20 protein-coding genes and 11 pseudogenes are annotated in these 25,735 nt (G+C 64.9%); 24 read left to right on the plus strand and 7 right to left on the minus strand.

Translation table 11 applies throughout. From position 1 onward, the window contains the following. The first annotated feature begins 86 nt into the window (after positions 1 to 86). From K0H76_RS11045 to K0H76_RS11085, 9 genes and pseudogenes are all read left to right on the plus strand, one after another. Positions 87 to 1,482, plus strand: a pseudogene (locus K0H76_RS11045) (GntP family permease). A 43-nt stretch (positions 1,483 to 1,525) separates the two neighbouring features. After that, entirely contained in the window at positions 1,526 to 2,260 is a 735-nt protein-coding gene (locus K0H76_RS11050; protein ID WP_258933024.1) for an SDR family oxidoreductase, read from the plus strand. A 26-nt stretch (positions 2,261 to 2,286) separates the two neighbouring features. Then, on the plus strand, positions 2,287 to 2,460 hold the full coding sequence (locus K0H76_RS11055) for an alcohol dehydrogenase catalytic domain-containing protein (protein WP_258933025.1): 174 nt from the start codon (positions 2,287 to 2,289) through the stop codon (positions 2,458 to 2,460). A 26-nt stretch (positions 2,461 to 2,486) separates the two neighbouring features. Beyond that, positions 2,487 to 3,290: a zinc-binding dehydrogenase gene (locus tag K0H76_RS11060; protein WP_258933026.1), complete on the plus strand. Its 804-nt coding sequence runs from the start codon at positions 2,487 to 2,489 to the stop codon at positions 3,288 to 3,290. 373 nt (positions 3,291 to 3,663) lie between these two features. After that, positions 3,664 to 3,908, plus strand: a pseudogene (gene nrdH, locus K0H76_RS11065) (glutaredoxin-like protein NrdH). A gap of 19 nt (positions 3,909 to 3,927) precedes the next feature. Next, a complete protein-coding gene (nrdI, locus tag K0H76_RS11070) occupies positions 3,928 to 4,365 on the plus strand; it encodes a class Ib ribonucleoside-diphosphate reductase assembly flavoprotein NrdI (RefSeq protein WP_246836228.1) in 438 nt (145 codons plus the stop codon). Between the two features lie 67 nt (positions 4,366 to 4,432). Beyond that, positions 4,433 to 6,508 (plus strand): annotated as a pseudogene (gene nrdE / locus K0H76_RS11075) (class 1b ribonucleoside-diphosphate reductase subunit alpha). 103 nt (positions 6,509 to 6,611) lie between these two features. After that, entirely contained in the window at positions 6,612 to 7,604 is a 993-nt protein-coding gene (gene nrdF / locus K0H76_RS11080; RefSeq protein ID WP_146338397.1) for a class 1b ribonucleoside-diphosphate reductase subunit beta, read from the plus strand. A 250-nt stretch (positions 7,605 to 7,854) separates the two neighbouring features. After that, positions 7,855 to 9,066, plus strand: a complete 1,212-nt coding sequence (locus K0H76_RS11085; protein ID WP_258933027.1) for an ATP-grasp domain-containing protein — start codon at positions 7,855 to 7,857, stop codon at positions 9,064 to 9,066. On the opposite strand, the gene K0H76_RS11090 is transcribed toward K0H76_RS11085, so the two are convergent. Beyond that, positions 8,981 to 9,352, minus strand: a complete 372-nt coding sequence (locus K0H76_RS11090; RefSeq protein WP_258933028.1) for an SRPBCC family protein — start codon at positions 9,350 to 9,352, stop codon at positions 8,981 to 8,983. The genes K0H76_RS11085 and K0H76_RS11090 overlap by 86 nt on opposite strands. A 585-nt stretch (positions 9,353 to 9,937) precedes the next feature. Then, positions 9,938 to 10,417, minus strand: coding sequence for an SRPBCC domain-containing protein (locus K0H76_RS11095; RefSeq protein ID WP_258933029.1), 480 nt, complete (start codon positions 10,415 to 10,417; stop codon positions 9,938 to 9,940). Positions 10,418 to 10,713: 296 nt separating this feature from the next. On the opposite strand from K0H76_RS11095, the gene K0H76_RS11100 reads away from it, so the two are divergent. The 6 genes and pseudogenes from K0H76_RS11100 (at position 10,714) to K0H76_RS11125 (ending at position 15,133) form a co-directional block, all read left to right on the plus strand. Further along, a complete protein-coding gene (locus tag K0H76_RS11100) occupies positions 10,714 to 11,652 on the plus strand; it encodes a hypothetical protein (protein ID WP_258933030.1) in 939 nt (312 codons plus the stop codon). Then, entirely contained in the window at positions 11,582 to 11,821 is a 240-nt protein-coding gene (locus K0H76_RS11105) for an OmpA family protein (protein WP_258935392.1), read from the plus strand. The genes K0H76_RS11100 and K0H76_RS11105 overlap by 71 nt, the downstream gene beginning before the upstream one ends. An 8-nt stretch (positions 11,822 to 11,829) precedes the next feature. Next, positions 11,830 to 12,462, plus strand: a complete 633-nt coding sequence (locus tag K0H76_RS11110) for a hypothetical protein (RefSeq protein WP_258933031.1) — start codon at positions 11,830 to 11,832, stop codon at positions 12,460 to 12,462. Between the two features lie 45 nt (positions 12,463 to 12,507). Further along, on the plus strand, positions 12,508 to 13,710 hold the full coding sequence (locus tag K0H76_RS11115) for a hypothetical protein (RefSeq protein ID WP_258933032.1): 1,203 nt from the start codon (positions 12,508 to 12,510) through the stop codon (positions 13,708 to 13,710). A gap of 49 nt (positions 13,711 to 13,759) precedes the next feature. Continuing rightward, a pseudogene (locus K0H76_RS11120) lies at positions 13,760 to 14,231 on the plus strand (glutathione peroxidase). Positions 14,232 to 14,431: 200 nt separating this feature from the next. Next, positions 14,432 to 15,133 (plus strand): annotated as a pseudogene (locus K0H76_RS11125) (lipoate--protein ligase family protein). Positions 15,134 to 15,213: 80 nt separating this feature from the next. On the opposite strand, the pseudogene K0H76_RS11130 reads toward K0H76_RS11125, so the two are convergent. The 4 genes and pseudogenes from K0H76_RS11130 to K0H76_RS11145 all read right to left on the minus strand — a co-directional run bounded on the left by K0H76_RS11130 (position 15,214) and on the right by K0H76_RS11145 (position 17,747). Beyond that, positions 15,214 to 15,852: pseudogene (locus tag K0H76_RS11130) on the minus strand (MBL fold metallo-hydrolase). A gap of 58 nt (positions 15,853 to 15,910) precedes the next feature. Beyond that, positions 15,911 to 17,005 (minus strand): annotated as a pseudogene (locus K0H76_RS11135) (S-(hydroxymethyl)mycothiol dehydrogenase). 124 nt (positions 17,006 to 17,129) lie between these two features. Beyond that, the gene (locus tag K0H76_RS11140) at positions 17,130 to 17,459 is read right to left on the minus strand and encodes a hypothetical protein (RefSeq protein WP_258933033.1); all 330 of its coding nucleotides are present in this window, start codon (positions 17,457 to 17,459) and stop codon (positions 17,130 to 17,132) included. A 132-nt stretch (positions 17,460 to 17,591) separates the two neighbouring features. Further along, positions 17,592 to 17,747: a hypothetical protein gene (locus K0H76_RS11145; RefSeq protein WP_258933034.1), complete on the minus strand. Its 156-nt coding sequence runs from the start codon at positions 17,745 to 17,747 to the stop codon at positions 17,592 to 17,594. 309 nt (positions 17,748 to 18,056) lie between these two features. Here K0H76_RS11145 and K0H76_RS11150 point away from each other — a divergent pair, with 309 nt between their 5' ends. The 3 genes and pseudogenes from K0H76_RS11150 to K0H76_RS11160 form a co-directional block, all read left to right on the plus strand. Next, a complete protein-coding gene (locus K0H76_RS11150; RefSeq protein WP_258933035.1) occupies positions 18,057 to 18,236 on the plus strand; it encodes a hypothetical protein in 180 nt (59 codons plus the stop codon). Further along, a complete protein-coding gene (locus K0H76_RS11155; RefSeq protein WP_258935491.1) occupies positions 18,233 to 18,436 on the plus strand; it encodes a hypothetical protein in 204 nt (67 codons plus the stop codon). Before K0H76_RS11150 ends, K0H76_RS11155 begins: the two co-directional genes overlap by 4 nt. A 34-nt stretch (positions 18,437 to 18,470) precedes the next feature. Then, positions 18,471 to 20,054 (plus strand): annotated as a pseudogene (locus K0H76_RS11160) (Rne/Rng family ribonuclease); the annotation flags it as partial. A 252-nt stretch (positions 20,055 to 20,306) separates the two neighbouring features. On the opposite strand, the gene K0H76_RS11165 reads toward K0H76_RS11160, so the two are convergent. Then, the gene (locus K0H76_RS11165) at positions 20,307 to 20,546 is read right to left on the minus strand and encodes a hypothetical protein (RefSeq protein ID WP_258933036.1); all 240 of its coding nucleotides are present in this window, start codon (positions 20,544 to 20,546) and stop codon (positions 20,307 to 20,309) included. Between the two features lie 3 nt (positions 20,547 to 20,549). Here K0H76_RS11165 and K0H76_RS11170 point away from each other — a divergent pair, with 3 nt between their 5' ends. The 6 genes and pseudogenes from K0H76_RS11170 (at position 20,550) to K0H76_RS11195 (ending at position 25,661) form a co-directional block, all read left to right on the plus strand. Beyond that, positions 20,550 to 20,702: a hypothetical protein gene (locus K0H76_RS11170; RefSeq protein ID WP_258933037.1), complete on the plus strand. Its 153-nt coding sequence runs from the start codon at positions 20,550 to 20,552 to the stop codon at positions 20,700 to 20,702. A gap of 99 nt (positions 20,703 to 20,801) precedes the next feature. Beyond that, on the plus strand, positions 20,802 to 21,113 hold the full coding sequence (rplU, locus tag K0H76_RS11175) for a 50S ribosomal protein L21 (RefSeq protein WP_258933038.1): 312 nt from the start codon (positions 20,802 to 20,804) through the stop codon (positions 21,111 to 21,113). A gap of 109 nt (positions 21,114 to 21,222) precedes the next feature. Next, positions 21,223 to 21,420 (plus strand): 50S ribosomal protein L27, encoded by a 198-nt coding sequence (locus K0H76_RS11180; protein ID WP_258935393.1) that lies wholly within the window; start codon positions 21,223 to 21,225, stop codon positions 21,418 to 21,420. A gap of 202 nt (positions 21,421 to 21,622) precedes the next feature. Continuing rightward, positions 21,623 to 23,203, plus strand: a pseudogene (gene obgE / locus K0H76_RS11185) (GTPase ObgE). Next, positions 23,200 to 24,346 (plus strand): annotated as a pseudogene (gene proB, locus K0H76_RS11190) (glutamate 5-kinase). Before obgE ends, proB begins: the two co-directional pseudogenes overlap by 4 nt. Positions 24,347 to 24,441: 95 nt before the next feature. Then, positions 24,442 to 25,661: pseudogene (locus K0H76_RS11195) on the plus strand (glutamate-5-semialdehyde dehydrogenase). The last annotated feature ends 74 nt before the right edge of the window (positions 25,662 to 25,735 follow it).

Below are 25,735 nucleotides of genomic sequence, written 5' to 3' on the forward strand. Positions count from 1 at the left end.
AGGCTTCTGCCGTTCGGTCGTGTGACGGTTGCCACAGAAGTGCCTGCCGCTCATCACGAGATCCTGCAGATTCAACGGAGATTCTCATGGACGATTGGTCCCAGACAATGGGCACCGCGCCGCTGCTTGCCATCGCAGTGGGTGCCATCGCGCTCATTCTTCTTCTCATCATCAAGTTCAAGGTCCACGCCTTCATCACCCTGATCATCGTCTCGGCGCTCACCGCCGTGGTTGCCGGGGTGCCGATGGGTGCCGTGTTCGAGGTCATGACCGACGGGTTCGGCTCCACACTTGCCGGGGTCGCCCTGCTGGTCGCCTTGGGCGCGATGCTGGGGCGGCTCATTGAGCATTCCGGCGGCGCCAAGGCACTCGCCGACGCCCTGATCTCACGGTTCGGCGAGAAGCGTGCCCCGATGGCGCTGGGCATCGCCTCGCTGCTGCTGGGCTTTCCGATGTTCTTCGACGCCTAGCCTGGTCATGATGCTTCCCATCGTGTTCGCCGTGGCGCGCCGCATCTCGGAGAAGTCCGTCCTGGTCTTCGGCATCCCCACTGCGGCCGCCTTCTCGGTCATGCACGTGTTCCTGCCGCCCCACCCTGGCCCTGTGACGGCATCGAGCCCGGAGTTCTACGACGCCAACATCGGGCTGGTGCTGCTCATCGGTCTGATCATCGCCTACCCGCTGTGGCACGTGGTAGAGCTACATGTGGGGCCGCTACGTCGGCGACCGCATCTTCATCCCCACCCCCACCATCTTCGGTGAGCGCGACGACGACCAGCCCTCCAACCCTCCCCGGGTCGGCACCGTCATCGGCCTGCTGCTGACGCCCATGGTCCTGATCCTGTTCAACACGGGTCTGAACACCCTGGCCACCGAAGGTGTGGTCGACGGGGAGGACCTGTGGGTCGAGACTCTGTCCTTCTTCGGAAACTCCGGTATCGCCCTGCTGATCACCGTGCTTCTTGCCAGCTTCTTCCTCGGCTACCGCCGCGGTGAGAACGGCACCGCCATCGAGAAGCTGCTGGACTCCGCCCTGGGCCCCATCTGCTCGGTCATTCTGATCACCGGCGCGCATGGCATGTTCGGCGGAGTCCTCCGGGCCTCCGGCATCGGCGAAGCCATCGCGGAGACCCTCTCCGGCACCGGCATGCCGGTGATCCTGGCGGCCTATCTCATCGCTGTCGCCATCCGTCTGGCTCAGGGCTCGGCAACCGTCGCCCTCGTCACCGCCGCAGGCCTGGCTGCCCCGCCGTGATCGCAGGCGACTTCAGCGAGCTGCAGGTGGCCTGCATCGTGCTCGCCACCGCTGCTGGCTCGGTCTTCGCCGGGCACGTCAATGACTCCGGCTTCTGGCTGGTCGGCCGACTCATGGGTATGGACGTCAAGACCACCCTGAAGGTCTGGACCGTCCAGCAGGGCCTGCAGTCCCTCATCGGCTTCGGCATGGTCTCGGTGGTCTACGCGGGAGTCTCGCTGCTGTGACCGGCACACGAGTGAACCAGCTGTTCGACGTCACCGGTAGCTCGTGCTGGTCACCGGCTCCTCCCGAGGTCTGGGCCGAGCGCTGGCCCTCACCCTCGCCGAGGCCGGTGCCCGGGTCATCCTCCACGGACGCAGCGCTGAAGCTCTGGCAGAGACCTCCCAGCTCATCGAGGAGAGCGGCCAGCGGTCGGCGGGCACAGTCCGCTTCGACGTCACCGACAAAGACGCCGTGAAGCAGGGGATCGCTGAGCTGATCCAGGACCACGGAGTCCCGGACATCGTGGTCAACAATGCGGGGCTGCAGCGACGGGCCCCGATCCACGAGTTCGACCCGGACGACTGGGACGCGGTGCTGGCCTCCAATCTCTCGAGCGCCTTCTACGTGTCCCGATTCGTGACGCTTAAGCCATGGTGGAGCGCGGCTCCGGCAAGATCATCAACATCGCCTCAGTCCAGTCGCACCTGGCTCGCCAGACCATCGCCCCTACTCGGCGAGCAAGGGCGGCGTGGCGCAGCTGACCAAGGGATGGCCGCCGATCTGGCCCGGCACAACATCCAGGTCAACGCTCTCTCGCCCGGGTACTTCGCGACCGAGATGAATCGGGACCTGGTGGAGAACGAGACCTTCGACTCTTGGCTGCGGGCTCGCACCCCAGCGGGACGATGGGGCAGCTTCGATGAACTGGTTAGCGCCCTGCTGTTCCTCTCATCGGATGCGTCGAGCTTCGTCTCGGGGCAGAACATCTTCGTCGACGGCGGCATGACAGCCGTGGTCTGATCCTCGGCACCCAGAAAGGACGCCCCATGCGTGCGCTGTATATCGATGCGGCTGAGAAGGCCGCCGTCAGAACCGTGGAGGCCCCACAGCCGAAGACGGGTGAGGTGCTGATCAATGTGGAGTATGTGGGGATCTGCGGGTCGGATCTGCACTACTTCTATGAGGGAACCAACGGGAGTTCACCGTCCGTGAGCCGCTGATCCCTGGACACGAGCTCAGCGGGCGCGTGGCCGAGGACCCGTCCGGCAGGTTCGAGGCGGGCCAGCCCGTCACGGTCCACCCGGCGAGGTTCGGCCAGCAGCAGGCCGAGTACCCCGACAGTCCGCATCTGTGGCCTGGAGGCTCATACCTCGGCAGCGCCTCGACCTGGCCGCACACCCAGGGCGCGGCATCGGAGCAGCTGCTGGTGGCCGCCGACATGGTGGTGCCGCTGCCGGATGCGCTCTCAGTGCGCCGAGCGGCGCTGGCAGAGCCGCTGGCGGTGGCGCTCCACGGCGCCTACCGTGCGGGAGATCTCACCGGCAGGAAGGTGTTCGTCTCCGGCGCAGGGCCGATCGGCCTGCTGGCGCTGGTGGCGGCCCGTGCCCGAGGGGCCGCCGTCGTGCATGTCAGCGACGTGCTGCAGGGGCCCTTGGAGCGGGCTCAGGCCATGGGTGCTGACGAGGTCATCAACGTGGCCGAGCAGGCAGTGCCCGTCAGCGCCTACGACGTCGTGCTGGAGTGCTCAGGGGCGGCACCTGCCATCTCAGCCGCCCTGGCCGCCGCCAGGCCTGCTTGCACTGTGGTGCAGGTGGGAATGGTGCCCGGCCAGGCGCGCCCGGTGAGCCTGGCGCCCTATATCTCCAAGGAGCTGACGCTTCTGGGCACGTTCCGCTTCAAGGACGAAATCCACGAGGCCGTGCGGATCCTCGCCGACGACGATGCAGCAGATGCGCTCCTGACGCATGAATTCGGCCTCGACGAGGCCGAGGCGGCCTTTGCGGCGGCCCGCGACGCTCAGAGCAGCGGAAAGGTGCTTCTGCGCCTGTAGTTCCAGCCTGCGAAAATGGGGTCCCTGCCACATCATGTGGCGGGGACCCTTGCCGTTCGCACCACATGTTGTGGCGACACGCCCGGCCTGGGTTGGGGATCAGAAGAGTGCACACCTGTGGAGGACAGGTGCAGGAGAGCCATGGATCCGCGGTATTGCGCTGAAAGGCCCTCCACAGGTCCTGTGCAGTTCGGTGTGGGGAACTACATCGATGTGAGTACATCATCTAGTGGTTGGTGACGGGGCCAAACCCAAGATGTAGTATTGAGCAAGTCCGCAGGGAACAGGGCGAAGAGCCGCCTGGTCACCGCGGATCCGGTTTTATTCCGCACCACGTTTTATCCCGCAGCAAATGGATCGAGGAGTCTTCCCCATGAGCGTCACCGTCTACACCAAGTAAGCATGCGTCCAGTGCAACGCCACCTACCGCGCTCTCGACAAGAACGGCGTGGCCTACAAGACCGTCGACATCTCCCAGGACGCTGAGGCTCTCGAGCGGGTTCGCGCTCTGGGCTACATGCAGGCCCCGTCGTCATCACCGACGCCGACCACTGGTCCGGCTTTCGCCCCGACAAGATCAGCGAGCTGGCTGCCGAAGCGCAGGCAGTCGCAGCCTGACGATCCAGCAGGAGTTCCTGTGCTCACCTCAGCCACGCTGATCTACTTCTCGTCGGTGTCGAACAACACGCACCGGTTCGTGGAGAAGCTGGGCCTGCCTGAGGGCGAGACGGCGCGGCTGCCGCTGCGCACCACCGAGGAGACTCTGCAGGCCACTGAGCCGTTCGTCCTGGTCACTCCCAGCTATGGGGCAGACGGCGGCAAGGGCTCGGTGCCCAAGCAGGTCATCACGTTCCTCAATGTGGAGTCCAACCGGCGGCTGCTGCGCGGCGTCATCGGGTCCGGCAACACGAATTTTCAGGAGAGCTACTGCGTTGCAGGCGACATCATCGCCGCCAAATGCAGCGTGCCGCACCTGTACCGCTTTGAACTCATGGGCACTGAGAGGGACGTCTCGACAGTGCTGAAGGGATTGGAAGAATTTTGGAAACAGCAGTCAAGCCTCTCAGCCGCGTAGCCGAACCGGCACTCGCCAAGAGCGTCCCCCGCAGTGGGAGGGCCTGAGCTACCACGAGCTCAACGCCATGCTGAACCTCTACGGCCCGGACGGCAAGATCCAGTTCGAGGCCGATCAGCTGGCTGCGCGCAAGTACTTCCTGGACAACGTGAACACCAACACGGTGTTCTTCCACGACCTCGATGAGAAGCTCAACTACCTCGTAGAGAACGACTACTACGAGCCTGAGACTCTCGAGCAGTACTCCCGCGAGTTCGTGCGACGCCTGTGGGATGAGGCCTACGCCTACAAGTTCCGCTTCCCCACCTTCCTGGGCGCCTTCAAGTTCTACACCTCGTACGCGCTGAAGACCTTCGACGGCAACCGCTTCCTGGAGCGGCTCGAAGACCGCGTGTGCATGGTCGCGCTGCACCTGGGCCAGGGTGACGAGCACCTGGCCACCCGCATCATGCAGGAGATCATCTCTGGGCGGTTCCAGTAAGCGACTCCCACGTTCCTGAACTCGGGCAAGAAGCAGCGCGGCGAGCTGGTGTCCTGCTTCCTGCTGCGCATCGAGGACAACATGGAGTCCATCGCCCGCGGGATCAACTCCGCCCTGCAGCTGTCCAAGCGCGGCGGGGGAGTGGCGCTGTCGCTGACCAACGTGCGTGAGCACGGCGCCCCCATCAAGCAGATCCAGAACCAGTCCTCGGGCGTCATCCCGGTGATGAAGCTGCTGGAGGACTCCTTCTCCTACGCGAACCAGCTCGGAGCCCGCCAGGGCGCCGGTGCCGTGTACCTCAGCGCCCACCACCCGGACATCCACCGGTTCCTCGACACCAAGCGGGAGAACGCGGACGAGAAGATCCGGATCAAGACCCTCAGCCTCGGCGTCGTGGTCCCGGACATCACGTTCGAGCTCGCCAAGCGCAATGAGGACATGTACCTCTTCAGCCCGTACGACGTGGAGCGCGTCTACGGCACCCCGTTCAGCGAGATCTCGGTGACGGAGAAGTACTACGAGATGGTCGACGACGGCCGGATCCGCAAGACCAAGATCAACGCTCGCGAGTTCTTCCAGACCCTCGCTGAGATCCAGTTCGAGTCCGGCTACCCGTACATCATGTTCGAGGACACGGTGAACCGGGCGAACCCGATCGACGGCCGGATCTCGATGTCGAACCTGTGCTCCGAGATCCTGCAGGTCTCTGAGCCTTCGGTCTACGAGGCTGACCTGGGGTACGCGCAGATCGGCAAGGACATCTCCTGCAACCTGGGCTCGCTGAACATCGCCAAGACGATGGACTCGGTGGACTTCGGCCAGACCATCGAGACGGCCATCCGCTCCCTGACTGCGGTCTCGGACATGTCTTACATCGATTCGGTCCCTTCGATCGCTGAGGGCAACCGGCGCAGCCACGCCATCGGCCTGGGTCAGATGAACCTGCACGGCTACCTGGCGCGCGAGCGGGTCCACTACGGCTCAGAAGAGGGCCTGGACTTCACCAACATCTACTTCTACACGGTGCTCTACCACTGCCTGCGGGCCTCGAACCTGCTGGCGAAGGAGACGGGCCGGGCCTTCGACGGCTTCGAGCGCTCCCAGTACGCCTCGGGCGAGTTCTTCGACAAGTACACCGATGAGTCGTGGGAGCCGAAGACGGAGAAGGTGCGTCAGCTGTTCGGCCACGTGACCCTGCCGACTCAGGCGGACTGGCGTGAGCTGAAGGCTGAGGTGCAGAAGCACGGCATCTACAACCAGAACCTGCAGGCTGTGCCGCCGACGGGCTCGATCAGCTACATCAACAACTCGACCTCGTCGATCCACCCGGTGGCGTCCCCGATCGAGATCCGCAAAGAGGGCAAGCTGGGCCGCGTGTACTACCCGGCGCCGTATCTCACCAACGAGAACCTGGAGTACTACCAGGACGCGTACGAGATCGGCTACGAGAAGATCATCGACACCTACGCCGCAGCCACCCAGCATGTTGACCAGGGGTTGAGCCTGACACTGTTCTTCAAGGACACTGCGAGCACCCGTGACATCAACAAGGCGCAGATCTACGCGTGGAAGAAGGGCATCAAGACCCTCTACTACATCCGTCTGCGGCAGCTGGCCCTCGAGGGCACAGAGGTCGAAGGCTGCGTCTCCTGCATGCTGTAGCCCTCCTGCGCGCTGAGCGCGGAGAGCATTGGTTTTCGAGAACATACACAGGCCCCGCCGTCGGCGCCTACCGTGAGAGATCATCACACGAGCTGAAGGAACTATGACGACATCAGCAGAGGCGCAGACCGTTTCGGGTCTGCTGGACCACGTCGACGCGATCAACTGGAATCGTCTGCAGGACGAGAAGGACGGCGAGGTCTGGAATCGCCTGGTCAATAACTTCTGGCTGCCTGAGAAGGTGCCGGTGTCCAACGATGTGCAGTCCTGGGCGACTCTCACGGAGGAGGAGAAGACCCTCACCATGCGGGTCTTCACCGGCCTGACCCTGCTGGACACCATCCAGGGCACTGTCGGCGCGGTGGCGCTGATCCCGGATTCGCTGACCCAGCATGAGGAGGCGGTGCTCACCAACATCGCCTTCATGGAGTCAGTCCACGCGAAGTCCTACTCGCAGATCTTCTCCACCCTGTGCTCCACCAAGGAGATCGACGAGGCATTCCGCTGGTCCCGTGAAAACGAAAACCTGCAGCGCAAAGCTCAGATCGTCATGGACTACTACCACGGCAACGATGGGCTCAAGAAGCGGGTGGCCTCGACCATCCTGGAGTCCTTCCTCTTCTACTCCGGCTTCTACCTGCCGATGCACTGGTCCTCGCGGGCGAAGCTGACGAACACCGCGGACATCATCCGTCTGATCATCCGGGATGAGGCCGTCCACGGCTACTACATCGGCTACAAGTACCAGCGGGCACTGGAGCAGGAAAGCCCGGAGCGTCAGGAGGAGCTGAAGGCCTACACCTACGACCTCCTCATGGAGCTCTACGAGAACGAGATCCAGTACACCGCGGACCTCTACGACGGTGTGGGCATGACGGAGGACGTGAAGAAGTTCCTCCACTACAACGCCAACAAAGCGCTGATGAACCTCGGCTATGAGGCCATGTTCCCGCCCGAGCTCACGGAGGTGAATCCCGCGATCCTCTCGGCACTGAGCCCCAACGCCGACGAGAACCACGACTTCTTCTCCGGCTCCGGCTCCAGCTACGTCATCGGCAAAGCCGTCGAGACCGAAGACGACGACTGGGACTTCTGAGATTGATGTCCTGAGTTGTCGCCGTAAGGCCTGATAAGGGGCCCGGATCCGCAGTTGTCTGCAGGTCCGGGCTCTTCTGTGCCCAAAGCCAAACGGCAGGCTCTAGGTCGCAGCAACTCAGCCATGGCTGAAGCCCCTAGACTTACCCTTGGACGCCTGCGCCCCCGGCCGTCTACCCATGGAACGAAACCTAGGGCGCTTCGATGAGAGGTCAAAGACGATCGTAGAGCTAGAAGAAACCCGAAAGTACTTGCTCGAGCAGGGCATCAAGGCTGGGCTCACCACCACCTTGCTGGCCAACCGGGCCATGGAAAAGGGCGTCCCCATATTTGCGGACCACAGGAACCGGCTCATCATGAAAGTAAGCAATCGCCGCGTCCGGTTCGAAGGCGCACACTCCAACCTCAACGACCGCCTCGCCCGGCGCTGCACACGCTACAAGGACGTGACCACCCGGCTTCTGCTCAACGAAGGTGTGCGGGCACCGGAGAACGTCGCGTTCAGACGTGACCAGCTCCACGAGGCCTGGAGCTGGGCGTCGCACCAGATACCCGTAGTGGTTAAGCCGCACAACGGGAGAATGGGCGCCTCCGTCCACATCGGCATCACTGAGTTCGCAGACTTCGAAAAGGCGTTCCACGACGTGGCAGACCAGTCTGAGTACGTGCTGGTCGAGCGATTCGTCGACGGTGTGGAACACCGCGTCCTCCTCATCTCCGGCAAGGTCGCAGCCGCCGCCAGGCGAGTGCCCGCCAACGTGATCGGCGACGGCACCTCCACCGTGACGGAGCTGGTCGATGAGAAGAACCGGCTCAGGACCGAGTCGCAGAATCCCGTCCACTACCAGATTCTCGTGGACGACATCGTCGTCAAAGAGCTGGAGAAGCAGCAGCTCGAACTGGAGTCCGTGCCGGAAGACGGCCAGCAGGTGTGGCTGAGGCCGAACTCGAACGTACATAGCGGCGGCGATGGAGTCGACGCGACCGACGAACTGACCGAAGAGGAGATCGCCCTGGCCGAATCCGTGGCCCAAGCAATCCCAGGACTGCGCGTGGCAGGAATCGACATGCTTCTTCCCCGCAACGGCAACGGCGAGAAGCCCTACGTGCTCGAGGTCAACAGCAACGCCATGATCACCGGCCACCACTATCCATGGGTGGGCCAGAGCAGAGACGTCGCCAGCATGCTGATCGACGCCATGTTTGCCGATGCATCGGCGGGGGAGAAAGCGCCCCTGCGAGAAGCCGACCCTGCCACCGTGCAGCTTACCCCGACAACGCATCGCAGCTGCGCAAGAAGGCCCGTGCACTTCGGCGCCGACTGCAGGGGCAGAAGTCTGCTAAGCCCGAGTAGCCGAGCTGACCCGATGCGTCGCCTCAGACGCCCTCATCCAGCAGCGCCCTCAGCTGTTCCAGATCCTGCCGGATCGCTGCGGCGTCCCGCTCGAACTCCTCATCAGTGAGGTCCCTTTGGCGGAGTGTGAAGACGATCTCAGAACCTTCAGGGTGAGGGATGACCCGCAGAGGATTGTGCACCACCTGTCCCGAGGGCAGTCGTACGTCATGGTCCAGCACGCCGAATGCGTTGTGGGGCGCGAACGTGAAAGACACCTCGCCCATCGGGGACTGGGCGACCAGAGCGGAGCCTCCTCTGCGGACATCGCTCTGAGCCAGTCCAGCTGCCCACCGCGGCAGATTCTCCGGGTCAGCAGCGAACGCATACACCTCCGCAGCATCGCGTGCGATCACCGCACTAAGGTGGAGGCTTCTCATCGTGCCATCACTCCATCCAGTGAGACGAACGCGGTGATGCACACGCTGCGCATCAGGCTGCCAGCAGCTGGTCCAGACGGGCGTAGGTGATCTCCATTCCGTCAGTCATACCGGTTCCCAGGACCATGTCGCGCTGTTCTGCACTGGCGTATGTGATCACCAGTGACAGCAGCGTCCCGCCCCGACGGGGATGAATGTCTGCTCATTGCGTGCCAGCGGTCCCTCGATTCCCTCCATGCTCTCCAGGGATACTTCCCGGCGCGGTGGAACGCTCTCGAGGAGCTCACCCCGATCGCGAAGGTGTGGCCCTCCACGCCCGGGCTGGGCTCGAACACGTACCGGTAGTGCTCGCCGACGTGCACGGCTGGAGTGCACTCGGCAATGGACCAGCCCTCAGGCCCATACATCCATCGGCGTATCAGCTCAGAGTCGTGGTGGGCGTGCCATACCTGCTGGAGAGTGCCGCGGAGCACCCTGGTGATCCGAACCCGATCGTCCCCTATCAGGGTCCATTCGAGTGCCCTTCCGGGGCGAAGGTCACCGGGTCCGAGACGACCTGGTCTATCTGAGCCATAGCAGCCTTTGTGCCCTCGACGACACCCATAGAGACCAACTTCTCCATGGCTTCCGGGGAGGGAAGGTGGCGGTGCTGGTGAGCCGTGAGCCGTCCGGCGTCTCGCCGAGTGCGAACAGCACCCGAACCGATGGCATGTCGGACGAGGGCGTACCATCCTCGTCGGTCCAGCCGTCCTGCACCTCGAAAGAATGGCCTTCCTCGACGGCGAGGAAATCCCAGAAGTAGAACGAACGCGTGCCGTCCGGCCCCGTCATGAAGTACTCGCTGCGCCCGCCGGGAAAGAGATCATGCCTGGTAAAGGTTGCTGGGTATCCCGGCGGTCCCCAGAATCTCTCGATCTGGCGAGGGTCGGCGTAGCCATCCCATAGTCGACGCACCGGAACGGGAAAGTCAGCGACGACGTTCATCGTCAGGTTCTCAGAGTCTGTGGTGACGGAGATGACGGGCATGATGCTGGCTTTCACGGTCGGGGAGCGGGACCGTCTTCGGCAGCAGCGCATATAGCTTACTGATGCGCATGTGTCAGAGGCGTTCGTGCGCGTCCAATATGGTCTGTGCCCTGCGGATAGCGCCGGAGTCGTTTCAGATTAGGCCGCTCAAACACCTTGGTCAATAGGGGCTATATCGGTTCGATGACGGCCATCATTGTGGATATGCGGCTATATTCATCGAGTCGGATGCAACTTTTTCGCCGCTGCGGGCGACTCATGGGCAGCACCCCGTGGTGGCCTCCACGGAACGAGCCATGAGAAGAGGACCGATGATTCGTAAGAACCAGTCCGCCACGATCAGCGCCGCCGCACTCGCAGCACTTCTGGGCCTCTCAGCCTGCGGCTCTGAGGAGCAGGCCTCGTTCGAAGATGCAGATCCCGCCGGCAGTCCCGAACCCGCGGAGGGCACAGGGGAGAGCGAGCAGGACGAGGCCGAGGGCCAGGAGACGGAGGAGAGCGTCGAACCTGCTGACCCGGAAACCGCGGAGGCTGACGGCGTGGCCGCATCGGCGACCTTCTTCCCGCACTACGGAGGCAGCCTCTCAGGCGATGTGACGTTGGAGGCCGTCATCGGCCCAGTGGTGCGCGACGGTGATCTTGCGGCCCTCTCCATGGACTTCGACTACCAGGAGGGCGAGGATACGCTGAGCACCATCAACGTCCTCCACGGCCTAGCCGGAGTGGCCGACGGCAGCCGAGCTTATGGCCAGGTGCGACTGATCGACCCGGACGCGATGACGGTGGCCGAGCTGGCCAGGACGGAGCAGGGCGAAGGGAGCATCGCTGCTGCGTCCGGTTCCTCCGGTGACCGCGCTGCAGGGCGGGCGGAACCAGGCGACACCCTGAACTGGTACGGCGTCTTCGCCGCACCCGAGAGCGATACTGTCAGCGTTCTGCTGCCGCACTTCGGCCTGGTGTCCGACGTCCCGGTGATGGAGGGAGATCTGGACGAGGCCAACTCCACCGACGAGAGCCTCGACCCTTCGGATGTGGCCGGTCAGAGCCATGAGCTGGTGAGCTGGCGTGATACCCCGAGTACACCGTCGAGATCGAAGGGGATGAGACGACCGTCAGCCTCCCTCCGACGTGCTCTTCGACGTCGACTCCTCGGATCTGTCCTCCGATGCGGAGGAGGCGCTGCAGACGGCGGCGGAAGAGATGGCCGGCACCGAGGGCGGAGAGCTGCGGATTGTCGGGCATACCGATGACGTCCTGGACGAGGAGTACAACCAGGCCCTGTCGGAGGAGCGAGCCGAGGCCGTGCACGATCAGCTCGAGGAGATCGCCGACCTCGATGCCTTCGACGACGTATCCGTTACGGGGAGTCCTTCCGCGAGCCCATCGCGGACAACAGCTCCGACGAGGGCCGTGCCATGAACCGACGAGTGGAGCTGCATTTCACCACGGTGACCGAGCCTGACGAGCGGGCGGTGGAGGGAGAGCTTCCTGAACCGGAAGGACCAGTCGGAACTGCTGACGAGAGCATCACCGTCAACGCCGGTGACAGGGGTCCCCATGCCGACGAAGAGGTCATTCTCAGCGTGGACTCGCTGGAGCGGCATGATGGCCTGATGGTGGCGGGCATCCGGGCCGAGGCGACCGAGGAGGGCGCGAACCTGAACTGGCCCTTCGCCCTTGGGGCCGGAGGAGCGCACCGGGCTGGTGTCAGCCAGGTCGGCTCAGTGGACCTGCCGTACTTGGTGGCAGGGGACCACTGGGGCGAACCGCTGCGGTACTTCGTCACCGACGTGGAGGTCGACGAAGAGGATCCCGAAGAGTCCGACGTCTCAGGTCGGGACTATCACCGGCTCACCGACGTGCTCTTCGGCAGCTACCGGGACTATGACGAAGGTGACTCGGCAGTCGCCTACCTCGTCTATCCAGATATTGGGGGCGAGGAGCTGACCCTGGAGTCACCGGGCGAGCATGAGGGCACCGACTGGTTCCTCCGGCAGGTCGGGGTCAACCCTTGGCGCTTGGAAGACATTCCGGTCACAGAGTTCGACCTGCGTGAGTGACGAAGAGCTCACTGCCAGCACCCTCGGCGTATAGAGTCCGGAGGCATGGACGAGAGAGCCCTGCCTGAGTCCGAGCGCCGCACGGACACTCCTCGTTCCCAAGGCCTCGCGGACGCCATTTGGGGCCTGTGGCCGTTGATGAGCTGGGGTATGCCCGTGCTCATCGTCTTCTTCCCTGCAATATCGCCTCCAGGGGGAGGGTGGCACGCTCTGGTGCTTCTTCTCCTGTCACCGGTGATCGTGGGCGGGGCGGGACTGCTGGGCTCACTGCCGAGAATGCTGCTCCGGCGGGCCGGGCACACCTCCGCGCCCGCAGGAATGCTGTGGCTGCTCATCCTGCACTGGTGGTCATGGATACCGATCATCCTGACCTTTCGCGACGTCACCGATGGCCCTGTCCCCTCGCTGCTCACCCATATGCTCCCGGTCGGACTTTCGCACGAAAGCCAGGACACTCTTCAGATGGTTGCTCTCGCTGTTCTGATCTTCAGCTGGGCGGCGATTCTGGTCAGTGCGGCGTCGAAGAGGCCACCCCGCCAGGTGCGTCTCGGACTCGCTGCCGGGTACGCGGCCGTGGCTGCAGCGCCGGCGCTCGCTGCTCTGGGCGTGGTGATCGCCGCAGCGGACAGCGCATCCCAGCAGGACGCCGCCGGGGACCGCCCCACCGTGGTGCGTCAGCTGTCGACGGACGAGCAGCGTGAGCGCTACGAGTCCCGATACCTCGAGCTCCAAGAATCAGTGGTGCCTGTGCGGGAGGCGGTCTCCGCGGAAGATTGGGAGGCGACGGCCCGGCTGGACGGCTACGACGCGGAGCGCTCACCCACCGGATTCGACATCTACTACCTGTCCCTTCACTTCTCCAAGGACATATCCCTGGACGATGAGGTTCTCGAACAGGTTCATGAAGCGCTCACCGGTTCCGGATGGGAGCCAGCTGCGTCGTTCGTCGAACCTGCCACGGACTACGAGCACGCCAACGGGGCAGAGCTGCGCATCAACGACAGCGGGGAGCGGTTTGCGCTCCGCGTCACCTCGCCTCAGTGGTGGAGCGACCCCCAGGCTCTGCGGAACCTGCGGAGGACGACATCCCGAGAACACCTGAAGAGATGGAAGAGGCCCTCGCCGAATTGGAGGGCGAGGAGAGCGAGGAGGAGCCGCTCTACGACCATGACGAGTGGCCAGATGCTCCCTGACCTGAGAGGGACGGACTGTGCCGCGTCACGGGATGCCCGCAGCCCCCGCCTATGAGGCAGACAGGAGTCCGTGCCTCAAAGTGGTGCGGGTGAGACAATGACCTATGACCAAGCTCACGGACTTCACCGCCACGACTCTGCAGGGAGAGGACCGAGCGCTCGCCGATTTCGACGGTGACGTGGTGCTGGTGGTCAACACAGCCTCCAAGTGCGGCCTCACGCCGCAGTACGAAGGCCTGCAGAAGCTCCACGAGACCTACAGCGATCGGGGCTGACCATCTTGGGCTTCCTCCAACGATTTCGCCCAGGAGTCCGGGGACAGCAGTGACATCGAGGAGTTCTGCCAGGTCAATTACGGGGTCAGCTTCCCGATGTTCGACAAGGTGCACGTCAACGGCAAGCACACGCACCCTCTCTTCCAATGGCTCAAGGACGAGCGCTCCGGGCTCCTCGGCGGAATCCATCAAATGGAACTTCACCAAGTTCCTGATCAATCGCAATGGGGAAGTCGTCCAACGGTTCTCACCTCAGACCAAACCTGAAGACCTTGCCGACTCCATAGAATCGGCTCTCTAAACCTGCCGCGACCGATATCTGCCGCTGAGGTGCTGCGCCTATGGGTAAACTCGTGCGGCGTGACAGCGATCCACTCCACCAGCGAAGCACCTGAGCCCACTGTGGGTGGCACGCCCTGCACGCCGCAACCCCGCACGCACGCCGATGAGCTCCTCCGACAACGGCCGCTCGGGGCGCCGCAGTGCCCCCGCGGCCCCCAGCTGCAGCTGATCCGGCAGACCTCGAGCCTCGGCGCGGAAGCAGACCTCCAGCGGGCCCTCGACCTGCTGCAGAGCACACGCGAGCCAGACGTGGGGCCGATGCTGCGCATCTACCGGCCCCAGCCGACCGTCGCCTTCGGGCAGCGGGACGCGAAGCTCCCCGGCTTCGAAGAAGCCGCACGCCGCAGCCGCGCCCTCGGGTTCGAGCCCTCGTCCGTCGAGCCGGAGGACGGGCAGCCGCCTACAGCCCCGGGTCCTCGTGGTGGACCACATCGAGCCGGACGCAGACCCCATCCGCGAATCCCAAGATCGATTCGTGGCATTCGGAGAGCTCTTCGCCGACGCGCTGCAGAACGCCGGACTGGATGCCGTGATGGCGCCCCTTCCCGCCGAGTACTGCTACGGAGACCACTCCGTGCATGGCATCCACCCGACCAGGCCGACGTCCGGCTGAAGCTGGTCGGCACCGCCCAGCGACAGGTGGCCAGCGGGTGGCTGTTCTCCACCTCCATCGTCATCGAAGACGGCCCACGCATCCGGCGCGTGCTCGCCGAGGTGTATGACGCGCTCGGGCTGGAGTGGGACCCGCTGACCGCAGGATCAGCCGACGAGCTCAACCCCGAGCTCACCGTCCACAGCGTCGAACAGGCCATCCTCGAGACGTACAGCACATACTGGAACGTGCTCGAACCTATCGGCTGACCAGGCCCCAGACACAGAAACGCCCGGGCCCCCACGCGTCATGCGTAAGGAGACCCGGGCGGGTCCGCGGGAGCGTCAGATCACTCGGCGCTCTTGAGCGCCTCCTCCACGTTGGGCTTCTCCGTGCCGATGGTGGTGGACGGCCCGTGCCCCGTGTTGACCTGCGTCTGATCCGGGAGCTCGAACAGGCGGGATTTGATGGAATCCACAATGGTCTCGAAGCTGCTGTAGGAGCGCCCGGTGGCCCCTGGGGCCGCCGTTGAACAGCGTGTCGCCCGAGAAGAGGACAGGCTCGCCGTCGAGATTCTCTGCGTAGTAGCACGTGGAGCCGGGGAGTGGCCAGGTGTGTGAATGGCCGTCAGGACCGTCTCGCCGATGGTGAAGGTGTCTCCGTCGGCGATCTTGACCTCGGGCTCAGCATCTCCGTACACCTGCTCCCAGAGGACCTTGTCGTCCCAGTTCAGGTGAATGTCGCCGCCGACGCGGGACTGGACATCCCGGACCTGTCGGATGTGGTCGTCGTGGGCATGGGTCAGCAGGATCGCTGCGACCCGACGGCCGCCCACCTGCTTCTCCACCGCGTCGGCATCGTGCGCGGGGTCGATGATGATGACCTCCTCCTCCGTGCCGACGAACCACACGTTGTTGTCCACGTTGTGCGTCTCTCCGTCCAGGGAAAAGGTTCCGGAGGTCTCCAGGTGCTCAATGCGTGCGCTCATGAGGTCGTCCTCTCGTATCCGTAGTGGTGGTGCTGCATATGCGGCTTGGCTGCTGATCTCAGGCGTCGATCTCGACCACGGACCGCAGTACCTCGCCGCGGTTCATGGTGTCGAAGGCGGTCTGAACGTCTTCGAGGCGGACCTCTCGGTGACGAAGGCGTCGAGGTCGAGACGACCCTGCTGATACATGTCCACCAGCATGGGGAAGTCGCGGGAGGGAAGGCAGTCGCCGTACCAGGAGGACTTCAGGGAGCCGCCCCGGCTGAAGAAGTCCTGCAGGGAAGCTCCAAGGTGAGGGAGGGGTCGGGGACGCCGACCAGCACGACCCGCCCGGCGAGGTCCCGGGCGTAGAAGGCCTGCTTGTAGGTGGCGGGCACCCTGACCGCGTCGATGACGACGTCGGCGCCGAAGCCGCCGGTCAGCTCGCGGATGCCTTCGACCGCGTCTGTCTCCCCGGAGTTGATGGTGTGGGTGGCGCCGAGTCTGCGGGCGGTCTCCAGCTTCCGGGGTCCAGGTCCACGGCGATGATCTTTGTGGCACCTGCGAGCTTCGCACCTGCGACCGCTGCGGTGCCCACGCCTCCCACACCGATGACGGCCACCGACTCGCCGCGCTTGACCTCGCCGGTGTTCATGGCAGCACCGATGCTTACCATCACCCCGCAGCCGAGCAGCCCCACCGCGGCGTTGGAGGCCTCGTCCACGTCGTCGACGACGGTGCACTGTCCGGCGGCCACGAGCGTCTTCTCCGCGAAGGCGCCGATGCCCAGGGCGGCCTCGAGCTCAGTGCCATCCTCCAGCGTCATCCTCTGGGACGCGTTGTGGGTGTCGAAGCAGTACTGCAGCTGACCCTTCCGGCATGCGCGGCACTCGCCGCACACGGCACGCCAGTTCAGAATGACTTTGTCGCCCACGGACATGTTGGTCACGCCTTCACCGATCTCGGAGACGCGGGCAGTGGCTTCGTGGCCGAGCAGGTAGGGAAAGTTGTCCCCGACCTCACCCTGCTGGAAGTGCTGGTCGGTCTGGCACACCCCGCAGGTGAGAACGTCGACGACCACTTCTCCCGGTCCGGGATCAGGGATCACGATCTTCTCCACCGTGGCCGGTGCGTTCTTGGTGAGAGCGACGATTGCGTTGACGGTCTGAGGCACGGTGTTCTCCTTGAGCGGGGAGCCTGAAAATCCCATTCAACCATTGGCACCGCCACCGACTCGATCGTTTTCCTCTGTGAGACGCGCCTCGCCGCTGACGGGGACGATCAGCCGATGCGTCTGCTCAGCCGGTGAACGCCCAGGAGAACTGAATCACGATGCTCGCGAAGGCGCCCAGGAAGACCAGAGCCACCAGTGCCCACCACCACGCTGCCGTGAGCTCGCGGACGCGGGGAGGCACCGAAATCACCCCGGTGAGGATGTTGCGGGTCGTCACGACCACGAAGAGAGGGATCACGGCCGACCACACGACCATGCAGTAGGGGCACAGAACCCCTATGACATACACGGCCGAGTACCAGAGCCAGATGCAGAAGCCGAAGGCGAACGTCGCCCCGGCCTGCACGCCCCAGTGATACCAGCGCGGGAGCTTCGCTCCGGCAAGGATCGTCACCGCGACGAGCACCATCAGGGAAAGCCGACGACGCCCAGAAAGATGTTCGGGAATCCGAAGGTGGAGGCCTGCCAGGCGTTCATCACCTCGCCGCACGAGACCCACGGGTTCACATCGCAGGCCGTGACGTGGTCAGGATCCCCACAGCATCACCCGCTCATGGAGGAGGAGGAAGCTGGCCGCAGCTCCGACGAGCGCGCTGACCAGCAGCCACACCCCGTAGGCGCGGTCCTTCACAAGATGCGACATGCCCCATGCTATGCCGTTCACCTGGTCATAGATGTGCATGTGCCATACTGAAAGACATCGAGGGCAGACCACACCTGATCCTTGAGAAAGCTTTGAATGCAGAGCTGCGGCAGGCGCCCGTCGTGAACCACCAGAACGAAGGTACGCACGGAAAGCCACAGAGCAAGTCGCCGCCGCAGATGCTGCGCAGACCATAGTCCGGCATCGGGCTCTCGCGCAGAGCGCGCCTCACACAGCGGAGGCAGCGCCCGGGGAGGAGCAGGTCGGGCGTTCGAAGGACGAGACAGAGCCGTCGTCCGGCGTTGAGTGTGGCTCCGCTGGAGGTCGGCGGAAATGCATTGGCCCACCATGAGCAACGAAAACTCCACAGAATCCTCCGCCGAGACGGCGGAGGAGGTCTACAGCCCATTCTCCGTTCCTGAGCCCGGTCACCCTGGGGCGGACGCGTCGCCGAAGCGGCCCGCTGACCCGGAGCTTACCGAAGACCCTCTGACGTCCTGTTCCAGGCCCCTGACCTCTCGTCCGTGAAGCGGACGCCGAAGAAGGAGAAGGAGCCTGAGCCGGAGCCCCACGACGACGGCGACGATGCCGAGGACGACTCAGACCAGGAGTCCTCCCAGCGGTCGAACGCCGACTCCGGCGGCGACGGCGGCAGGAGGTCCCGGCGGAAGCGCCGCAGGGAGGGCGCAACCGCGGACGCAGCGCCGACGAGTCATCGCAGGGCCTGATGACGATTCCTCGGGCGGGGGCGACCGCTCTGAGCAGAAGTCTGACTCATCCGACGCAGACGGCTCTTCCGGCTCCGACGACGAGGCCCGCGCCGAGTCGACTGATGAGAGCGGCACTGTAGTCCGGCGGACCCGCAAGCGGCGCCGCGGCTCCTCAGACATGGAGATCGAGGACGAGGACGGCCACACCGTGACCCGGGTGCGCTCCGGACGCGAAGCAAGCTCCGACGCCTCGGACAAGGTCTCTCCGTCAAAGGCTCCACCCGGCTCGAGGCCAAGCGCCAGCGCCGACGCGGGAACCGTCAGTCGAACCGTCGCGGGATCGTCACCGAGGCGGAGTTCCTGGCCCGCCGGGAGTCCGTGGACCGGAAGATGATCGTGCGCCACCGCGACGGACGCATCCAGATCGGAGTGCTGGAGGACGAGGTGCTGGCAGAGCACTACGTCTCGCACACCACCCAGGACTCCCTGATCGGCAACGTGTACCTCGGCAAAGTCCAGAACGTGCTGCCCTCCATGGAGGCTGCCTTCGTCGACATCGGACGCGGCCGCAACGCCGTGCTCTACGCCGGTGAGGTGGACTGGGAGTCTGCTTAAGATCGGCAACGCACCCCGAAAGATCGAGAACGCCCTGAAGTCCGGCGACTCCGTCCTGGTGCAGGTCACCAAGGACCCTGTCGGGCACAAGGGCGCCTGGCTGACCAGCCAGGTCTCCCTGCCCGGACGCTACCTGGTGTTCGTGCCAGGGGGATCCATGACGGGCATCAGCCGCAAACTCCCGGACACGGAGCGGTCGCGGCTGAAGAAGATCCTGAAGGAGAACATGCCCCAGAACTCCGGGGTCATCGTTCGCACCGCCGCTGAGGGCGCCTCCGAGGAGGAGCTCACCAACGACATCAACAGGCTTCGCGCACTGTGGGACTCCATCCAGGACCAGACCAACGACCGCAAGGTCCTGGCCCCTGAGATGCTCTATGCCGAGCCCGATCTCACCATCAAGGTCGTCCGCGACGTCTTCAACGAAGACTTCTCCTCCATGGAGATCCAGGACGACGAGACGTGGACAACGTCGAGGCCTACGTCACCTACGTGGCGCCGCACCTGCTGGACCGCCTGAAGAAGTGGGACCCCGCCGAGCATGACGGGCAGGACATCTTCGCCCACCACCGCATCGACGAGCAGCTGAACAAGGCCCTCGGACGCAACGTGAAGCTGCCGTCCGGCGGCTCCCTGGTCTTCGACCGCACCGAGGCGATGACCGTGGTCGACGTCAACACGGGCAAGTTCACCGGCTCCGGCGGAAACCTCGAAGAGACGGTCACCAAGAACAACCTTGAGGCCGCCGAAGAGATCGTGCGCCAGCTCCGGCTGCGCGACATCGGCGGGATCATCGTCATCGACTTCATCGACATGGTCCTGGAGTCCAACCGCGACCTGGTCCTTCGCCGAATGGTGGAGTGCCTGGGCCGGGACCGCACCAAGCACCAGGTCGCCGAGGTCACCTCGCTCGGCCTCGTGCAGATGACGCGCAAGCGCATGGGCACCGGGCTTCTGGAGGTCTTCCTCTGAGTGTGAGCACTGCGCAGGACGCGGCATCGTCACCCACGAGGAGCCGATCCACCACCAGCCCGCCTTCAACTCGCAGGGCGAGCAGCGGTCCAACGGCAGCAAGAAGTCCAAGAAGCGCAAGAACAAGCCCAAGAAGGACGACGACTCCGGGCGGCAGACCGACCCCAGGGAGCTGAAGAAGCTCGAGCGGGCGAGCGCGGGCATGGCCAAGGTCGCCGCGGCCACCGCCGGAGCTGGTGAGTCCGAGAAGAACGACGAGCAGGCGCCGTCGGCGGACGCCCAGCAGCTCCAAGAATGAGGATCAGGCGAAGAGCGGGCAGTCGACGCTGAAGATCGGCGGCGAGCCGGTCGAGGTTCCGCGCGGTGAGAAGTCCGGCGCGCAGAAGCGCGCAGAGGAGCCTGCGGAGCAGCCCAAGACCTCCTCCCTCGACTCCTTGGAGGAGGCGCTGGCCTCGCGGAGCGAGCAGCCGCGGCGCAGTGCACCTGCTCGACGTCGCCGTCGCGCGGCGGGGTCGGCACAGGGCTCCGGGGAGAGGTGCACCAGGTGCAGTCTGCGGAGAAGGAGCAGCAGAGTGCCAGCTTCTCCGCCGCAGCTCCCCAGAAGAGCGCCGATGAGAAGTCGGCGGCCAAGGCTGACACCGCTCCGATGATGCTCGGAGTGGGCGTGTCCGCCGATGAGATTGGCAAATCGGAGTAGAACCGCGTAGGATTGACGGCTGGTGCTATTGCGCCCAAAGTCTTTTTGTGCGCTCCGCGCACGTATTTATTGCACGTTCAACGAGAGAAGTGAGTCCAAGTGGTGTACGCGATTGTCCGCGCAGGCGGCCGCCAGGAAAAGGTTTCCGTCGGAGATCTGGTGACCCTTGACCGCGTCGACGCCGAGGAAGGCAGCACCATTCAGCTGCTTACAGTGATGCTGGTCGACGGCGACAAGGTCACCACCGGAGCTGACGAGCTCAACAAGGTGACGGTCTCGGCCGAGGTGCAGGGCAACCTGCGCGGCCAGAAGATCGTCATCCACAAGTACAAGAACAAGACCGGCTACCACAAGCGCCAGGGCCACCGCTCTGAGCTCACGCGGGTCAAGATCACCGATATCGCGGCCTGAGCCGTAGAATCGTCCTGACACAGGTTTAAGCGAGAGGCAGGCAAAACGCTATGGCACATAAGAAGGTGCGAGCTCGACTCGCAACGGTCGCGACTCCAACGCCCAGCGACTGGGCGTCAAGCGCTTCGGCGGCCAGACCGTCAACGCAGGCGAGATCCTCATCCGCCAGCGCGGCACCAAGTTCCACCCCGGCAGCAATGTCGGACGCGGCGGCGACGACACTCTCTTCGCCCTGTCAGACGGATCCGTAGAGTTCGGCTCCCGTCGCGGCCGCAAGGTCGTCAACATCGTTCCAGCAGCCGCCTGAGCGGCAGTGCTGGTCTCGGCCTCTGATCAGAATCAGCGGCCAACCGGTCAGTGAGAGCTGACCACACACCGAAAGCCCCGCAGCTCACACGGCTGGCGGGGCTTTCGGTGTTTCAGGGCTGACGCCCTGTTCAGGCACGTAAGGTCAGCGCACCAGCAGGTGGCTGTGACAAGACGAGGATTCTCGTCGACGGGAGGTTCCAGTGGCGCATTTTGTTGATCGCGCGGTCCTGCACGCCGCAGGCGGAAACGGCGGACACGGATGCGTCTCCGTCCACCGAGAGAAGTTCAAGCCCCTGGGCGGCCCTGACGGCGGCGACGGCGGCGACGGCGGGCACGTCGAGCTGGTCGCCGACGCGCAGACCACCACGCTGCTCGACTACCACCACCGGCCGCACCGGCGCGCTTAACAACGGCGGCGTCGGAGAGGGCGACCACCGTCACGGGTCCAAGGGAGAGACCTCGAGCTCCCCGTCCCCGAGGGCACCGTGGTCAAAGATCGCGAAGGCAACGTGCTGGCCGACCTCGTCGGCATCGGCTCCAGGATCCGCATCGCCGAAGGAGGACACGGCGGGCTCGGCAACGCACGCCTGGCTTCGAAGAAGCGCAAAGCCCCCGGCTTCGCGCTGCTGGGGACGCCGGGCGAGCAGGTGGAGATCGAGCTCGAGGTGAAGTCCGTGGCCGACATCGCCCTGGTGGGCTTCCTCGGCAGGCAAGTCGAGCCTCATTGCCGCGATGTCTGCGGCCCGCCCCAAGATTGCCGACTACCCGTTCACCACCCTGGTCCCCAACCTCGGCGTCGTCGAGGCTTACCCACCCGATTCACCGTGGCTGACGTGCCCGGACTGATCCCTGGCGCCGCCGAGGGCAAGGGGCTGGGCCACCAGTTCCTCCGCCACGTGGAGCGCTGCGCAGCCCTCGTCCACGTCCTGACTGCGGCAGCCTCGAAACCGACCGTGACCCCTTGGGGACCTCGACGCCATCGAGAAAGAGCTGGCCGCGTACGCCCCCGACGCGATCACCGGATCCGCGTCCTACGGCGTGGAGTCCCTCCCGCTGAACGAGCGGCCCCAGCTGATCGCCCTGAACAAGACGGACCTTCCGGACGGCCAGGCCATGGCCGAGATGGTCCGCGGCGAGCTTGAAGGGCGCGGCTGGAGGGTCTTCGAGGTCTCCGCAGTGGCACGCCAAGGCCTGCGCGAGCTCGGCTTTGCCATGGCCGAACTGGTGGAGGCCGCGCGCGCCCAGCGCGAGACCGAGCACGCCCTCGTCCAGGTCACGGTTCGACCGAAGCCGGTGGACGAGAAGGGCTTCAGCATCTCCCGTGAGGAGAAGAACGCGGCACCGCTGTGGCGAGTGCGCGGCGCAAAGCCCGAGCGGTGGATTCACCAGACGGACTTCAACAACGATGAGGCAGTCGGCTACCTGGCGGATCGTCTGGCGGCCATCGGCATCGAGGACGAGCTGTTCAAGCAGGGGCCGCCCCAGGTGACTCAGTCGTCATCGGCTCCGACGACGACGGGGTGGTCTTCGACTGGGAGCCCACCATGGCAGCCGGTGCCGAGCACCTCGCCGGTCCGCGCGGCACCGACGTGAGGTTCGACGACCTGCACAGGCCCACTCGCGCCGAGAAGAAGCAGGAGCAGGCCGATCGTCGTGCGGCCAAGGCCCTCACACGCGAGGAGATGGCCGCGTTCTACGACCAGGACGACACCAGCGGCACTGAAGTGGTGTACAGCCACTGGGATCCCGACGCCGAAGATGACGAGCAGGAGTCTCGGTGAGGACCAAGCTTGCTTGGCGTGGTGAGCTCAGCGGCGGAGCTCCCGCGGCGCGCCGCATCGTGATCAAGGTGGGCTCCTCATCGCTGACCACCGTCGATGACGGAATCAACGTTGAGGCGCTGCTGCACCTGGTCGACGCCTGCCAGCAGCTGCGAGACGGCGGCACCGAAGTGGTGCTGGTCTCCTCGGGTGCGATCGCAGCCGGACTGGCGCCGCTGAGCATGCCCAGCCGCCCCACCGACCTGGCGGCGCAGCAGGCGGCCGCTGCTGTGGGACAGGGCCTGCTCCTGGCTCACTACACGCAGGGGTTCGCGCGCCACGGTTCACCGGTCGCTCAGGTCCTGCTGACAGTGGAGGACCTCATCCGCAGGGCCACGTACACCAATGCGCTGCGCAGCCTGGAGAAGCTGCTTGCCCTGGGCGCTGTGCCCGTGGTCAATGAGAATGATGCGGTGGCCACAGCCGAAATCCGCTTCGGCGACAACGACCGACTCGCGGCGCTGACCGCGAACCTCCTGCACGCCGACGCCCTGGTGATGCTCTCCGACGTCGACGCACTGTTCGACGGCCCACCTTCGCAGGGCGGCAGTCCCCTTCGGTACGTTCGCGGGGAGCAGGATCTGACAGGTGTCACCTCGGCCCGCGCGGCCGAGCTTGGCTGTAGGCACCGGGGGCATGGTCACCAAAGTGGAGGCGGCGCGAATCGTCACGGCCCACGGGATTCCTGCGATGCTGACCTCCGCGAAGAACGCCCCCAGGCTGCTGGCGGGAGAAGAGGTCGGCACGTTCTTCCACCCCAGGGGTCGGCGTCGTGGTGCGCGCACCGCATGGCTCGCTCACCTCGCATCGACGAAGGGTCGGATCGTGGTGGATGAGGGAGCGGTGCGAGCTGTCGCTGTAGGCCGAAGCTCCCTCCTTGCCGCAGGCATCACCGCCGTGGAGGGCGACTTCGAATCCGGCGACGTGATTGAAGTGGTCGATGCCCACGGAACGGTTCACGCCCGCGGCGTCACCGGGTACTCTGCGGAGGAGCTGCCCCAGATGATGGGCCGGTCCACGGCAGAGCTGGCCGACAAGCTAGGCCCTGACTACGAGCGGGCAGTGGTCCATACTGATGACATGGCACGAGTGAGGAGCGTATGAGCGCCGAGACGTCCGACGAGCTGAGCACCGAGGTCACCCAGGGCGTCGCCGAGGTGAGCCGTCGCGCCCGAGAAGGTGCGCGTCCGCTGGGCTCCATGGACCGTCAGCACAAGGACCGCATACTCCTTGCCCTCGCGCGCGGTCTCCGCGAGTCCGTCGCCTCACTGGTCGAAGCCAATCGGCAGGATCTGGAGGAGGGGCGTGAGAACGGGCTCTCCAAGCCGCTGCTGGATCGCCTCCAGCTCAGCGAGGCTCGCATCGAGGCTCTGGCGGAGGCCGTCGAGGACGTCATGGCCCTGGAAGACCCCATCGGACGTGTCTTGAACGGCCGAACCTCCCCAACGGCGCCAGGCTGACCCAGACGACTGTCCCTCTGGGCGTCATCGGAGTCATCTACGAAGCGCGGCCCAACGTGACCGTGGACATCGCCGCCCTGGCACTGAAGTCCGGCAACGCCGCGATTCTCCGGGGAGGCTCCGCAGCGTCCCACACCAACGAGATGCTCCTGAGCATCATTCGCAATGCTCTCCGAGCCTGCTCAGCTCCCGTGGACGCGGTGCAGTCCATCGACGAGTACGGCCGGGAGGGCGCCACCGCCCTGATGAATACCCGAGGCAGCGTCGACGTTCTCATTCCCCGCGGCGGCAGCGACCTCATACAGCACGTGGTGCAGAACGCCAGGGTCCCCGTCATCGAAACCGGCGAAGGCAACGTCCACGTCTACCTGGACGAGAGTGCGGACCCTGACATTGCTCGCAACGTCGCGATGAATGCAAAGACGTCGCGGCCCAGCGTCTGCAATGCCGCTGAGACCCTTTGATCCACGAAGGCGCCGAAGGAGCGGCCGTCGAGGCGCTCCGGGCGCTGCACCGCGCGGGGTGACTCTCCATGTGGACCCCCGTGCCCGCCAGTGGCTGCCGGACTACGGCCCCGACCTGGTCTCGCCCAACGACTACGGCGAGGTCCACGAGGTCAGCAGCGAACACTTCTCGACCGAGTTCCTGGGCCTGGAGATGGCGGTCGGGGTGGTCTCCTCACTCGATGAGGCCATCGATCACATCGCTCGATACTCCACAGGCCACACCGAAGCCATCGTGACCGACTCGGTGCGCAGCGCAGAGAAGTTCATCGCGGAGGTCGACGCAGCCGCTGTGGTGGTCAACGCGTCGACGCGGTTCACCGACGGCGGTCAGTTCGACTGGGCGCCGAGGTGGGAATCTCCACTCAGAAGATCCACGCCCGCGGTCCGATGGGTATGGGCGAGCTGACCACCACCAAATGGATTCTGCGCGGCGAGGGTCAGATCCGTCCGTAGGTCCGCGATGTGGGTAGACTAGCGCCCATGAGTTTTCCTGTTCTGACCCTGCTCGCCGAGGAGCACAGCGAGGC

The sequence above is a fragment of the Nesterenkonia pannonica genome, from assembly GCF_019575955.1.
Classification (GTDB): domain Bacteria; phylum Actinomycetota; class Actinomycetes; order Actinomycetales; family Micrococcaceae; genus Nesterenkonia; species Nesterenkonia pannonica.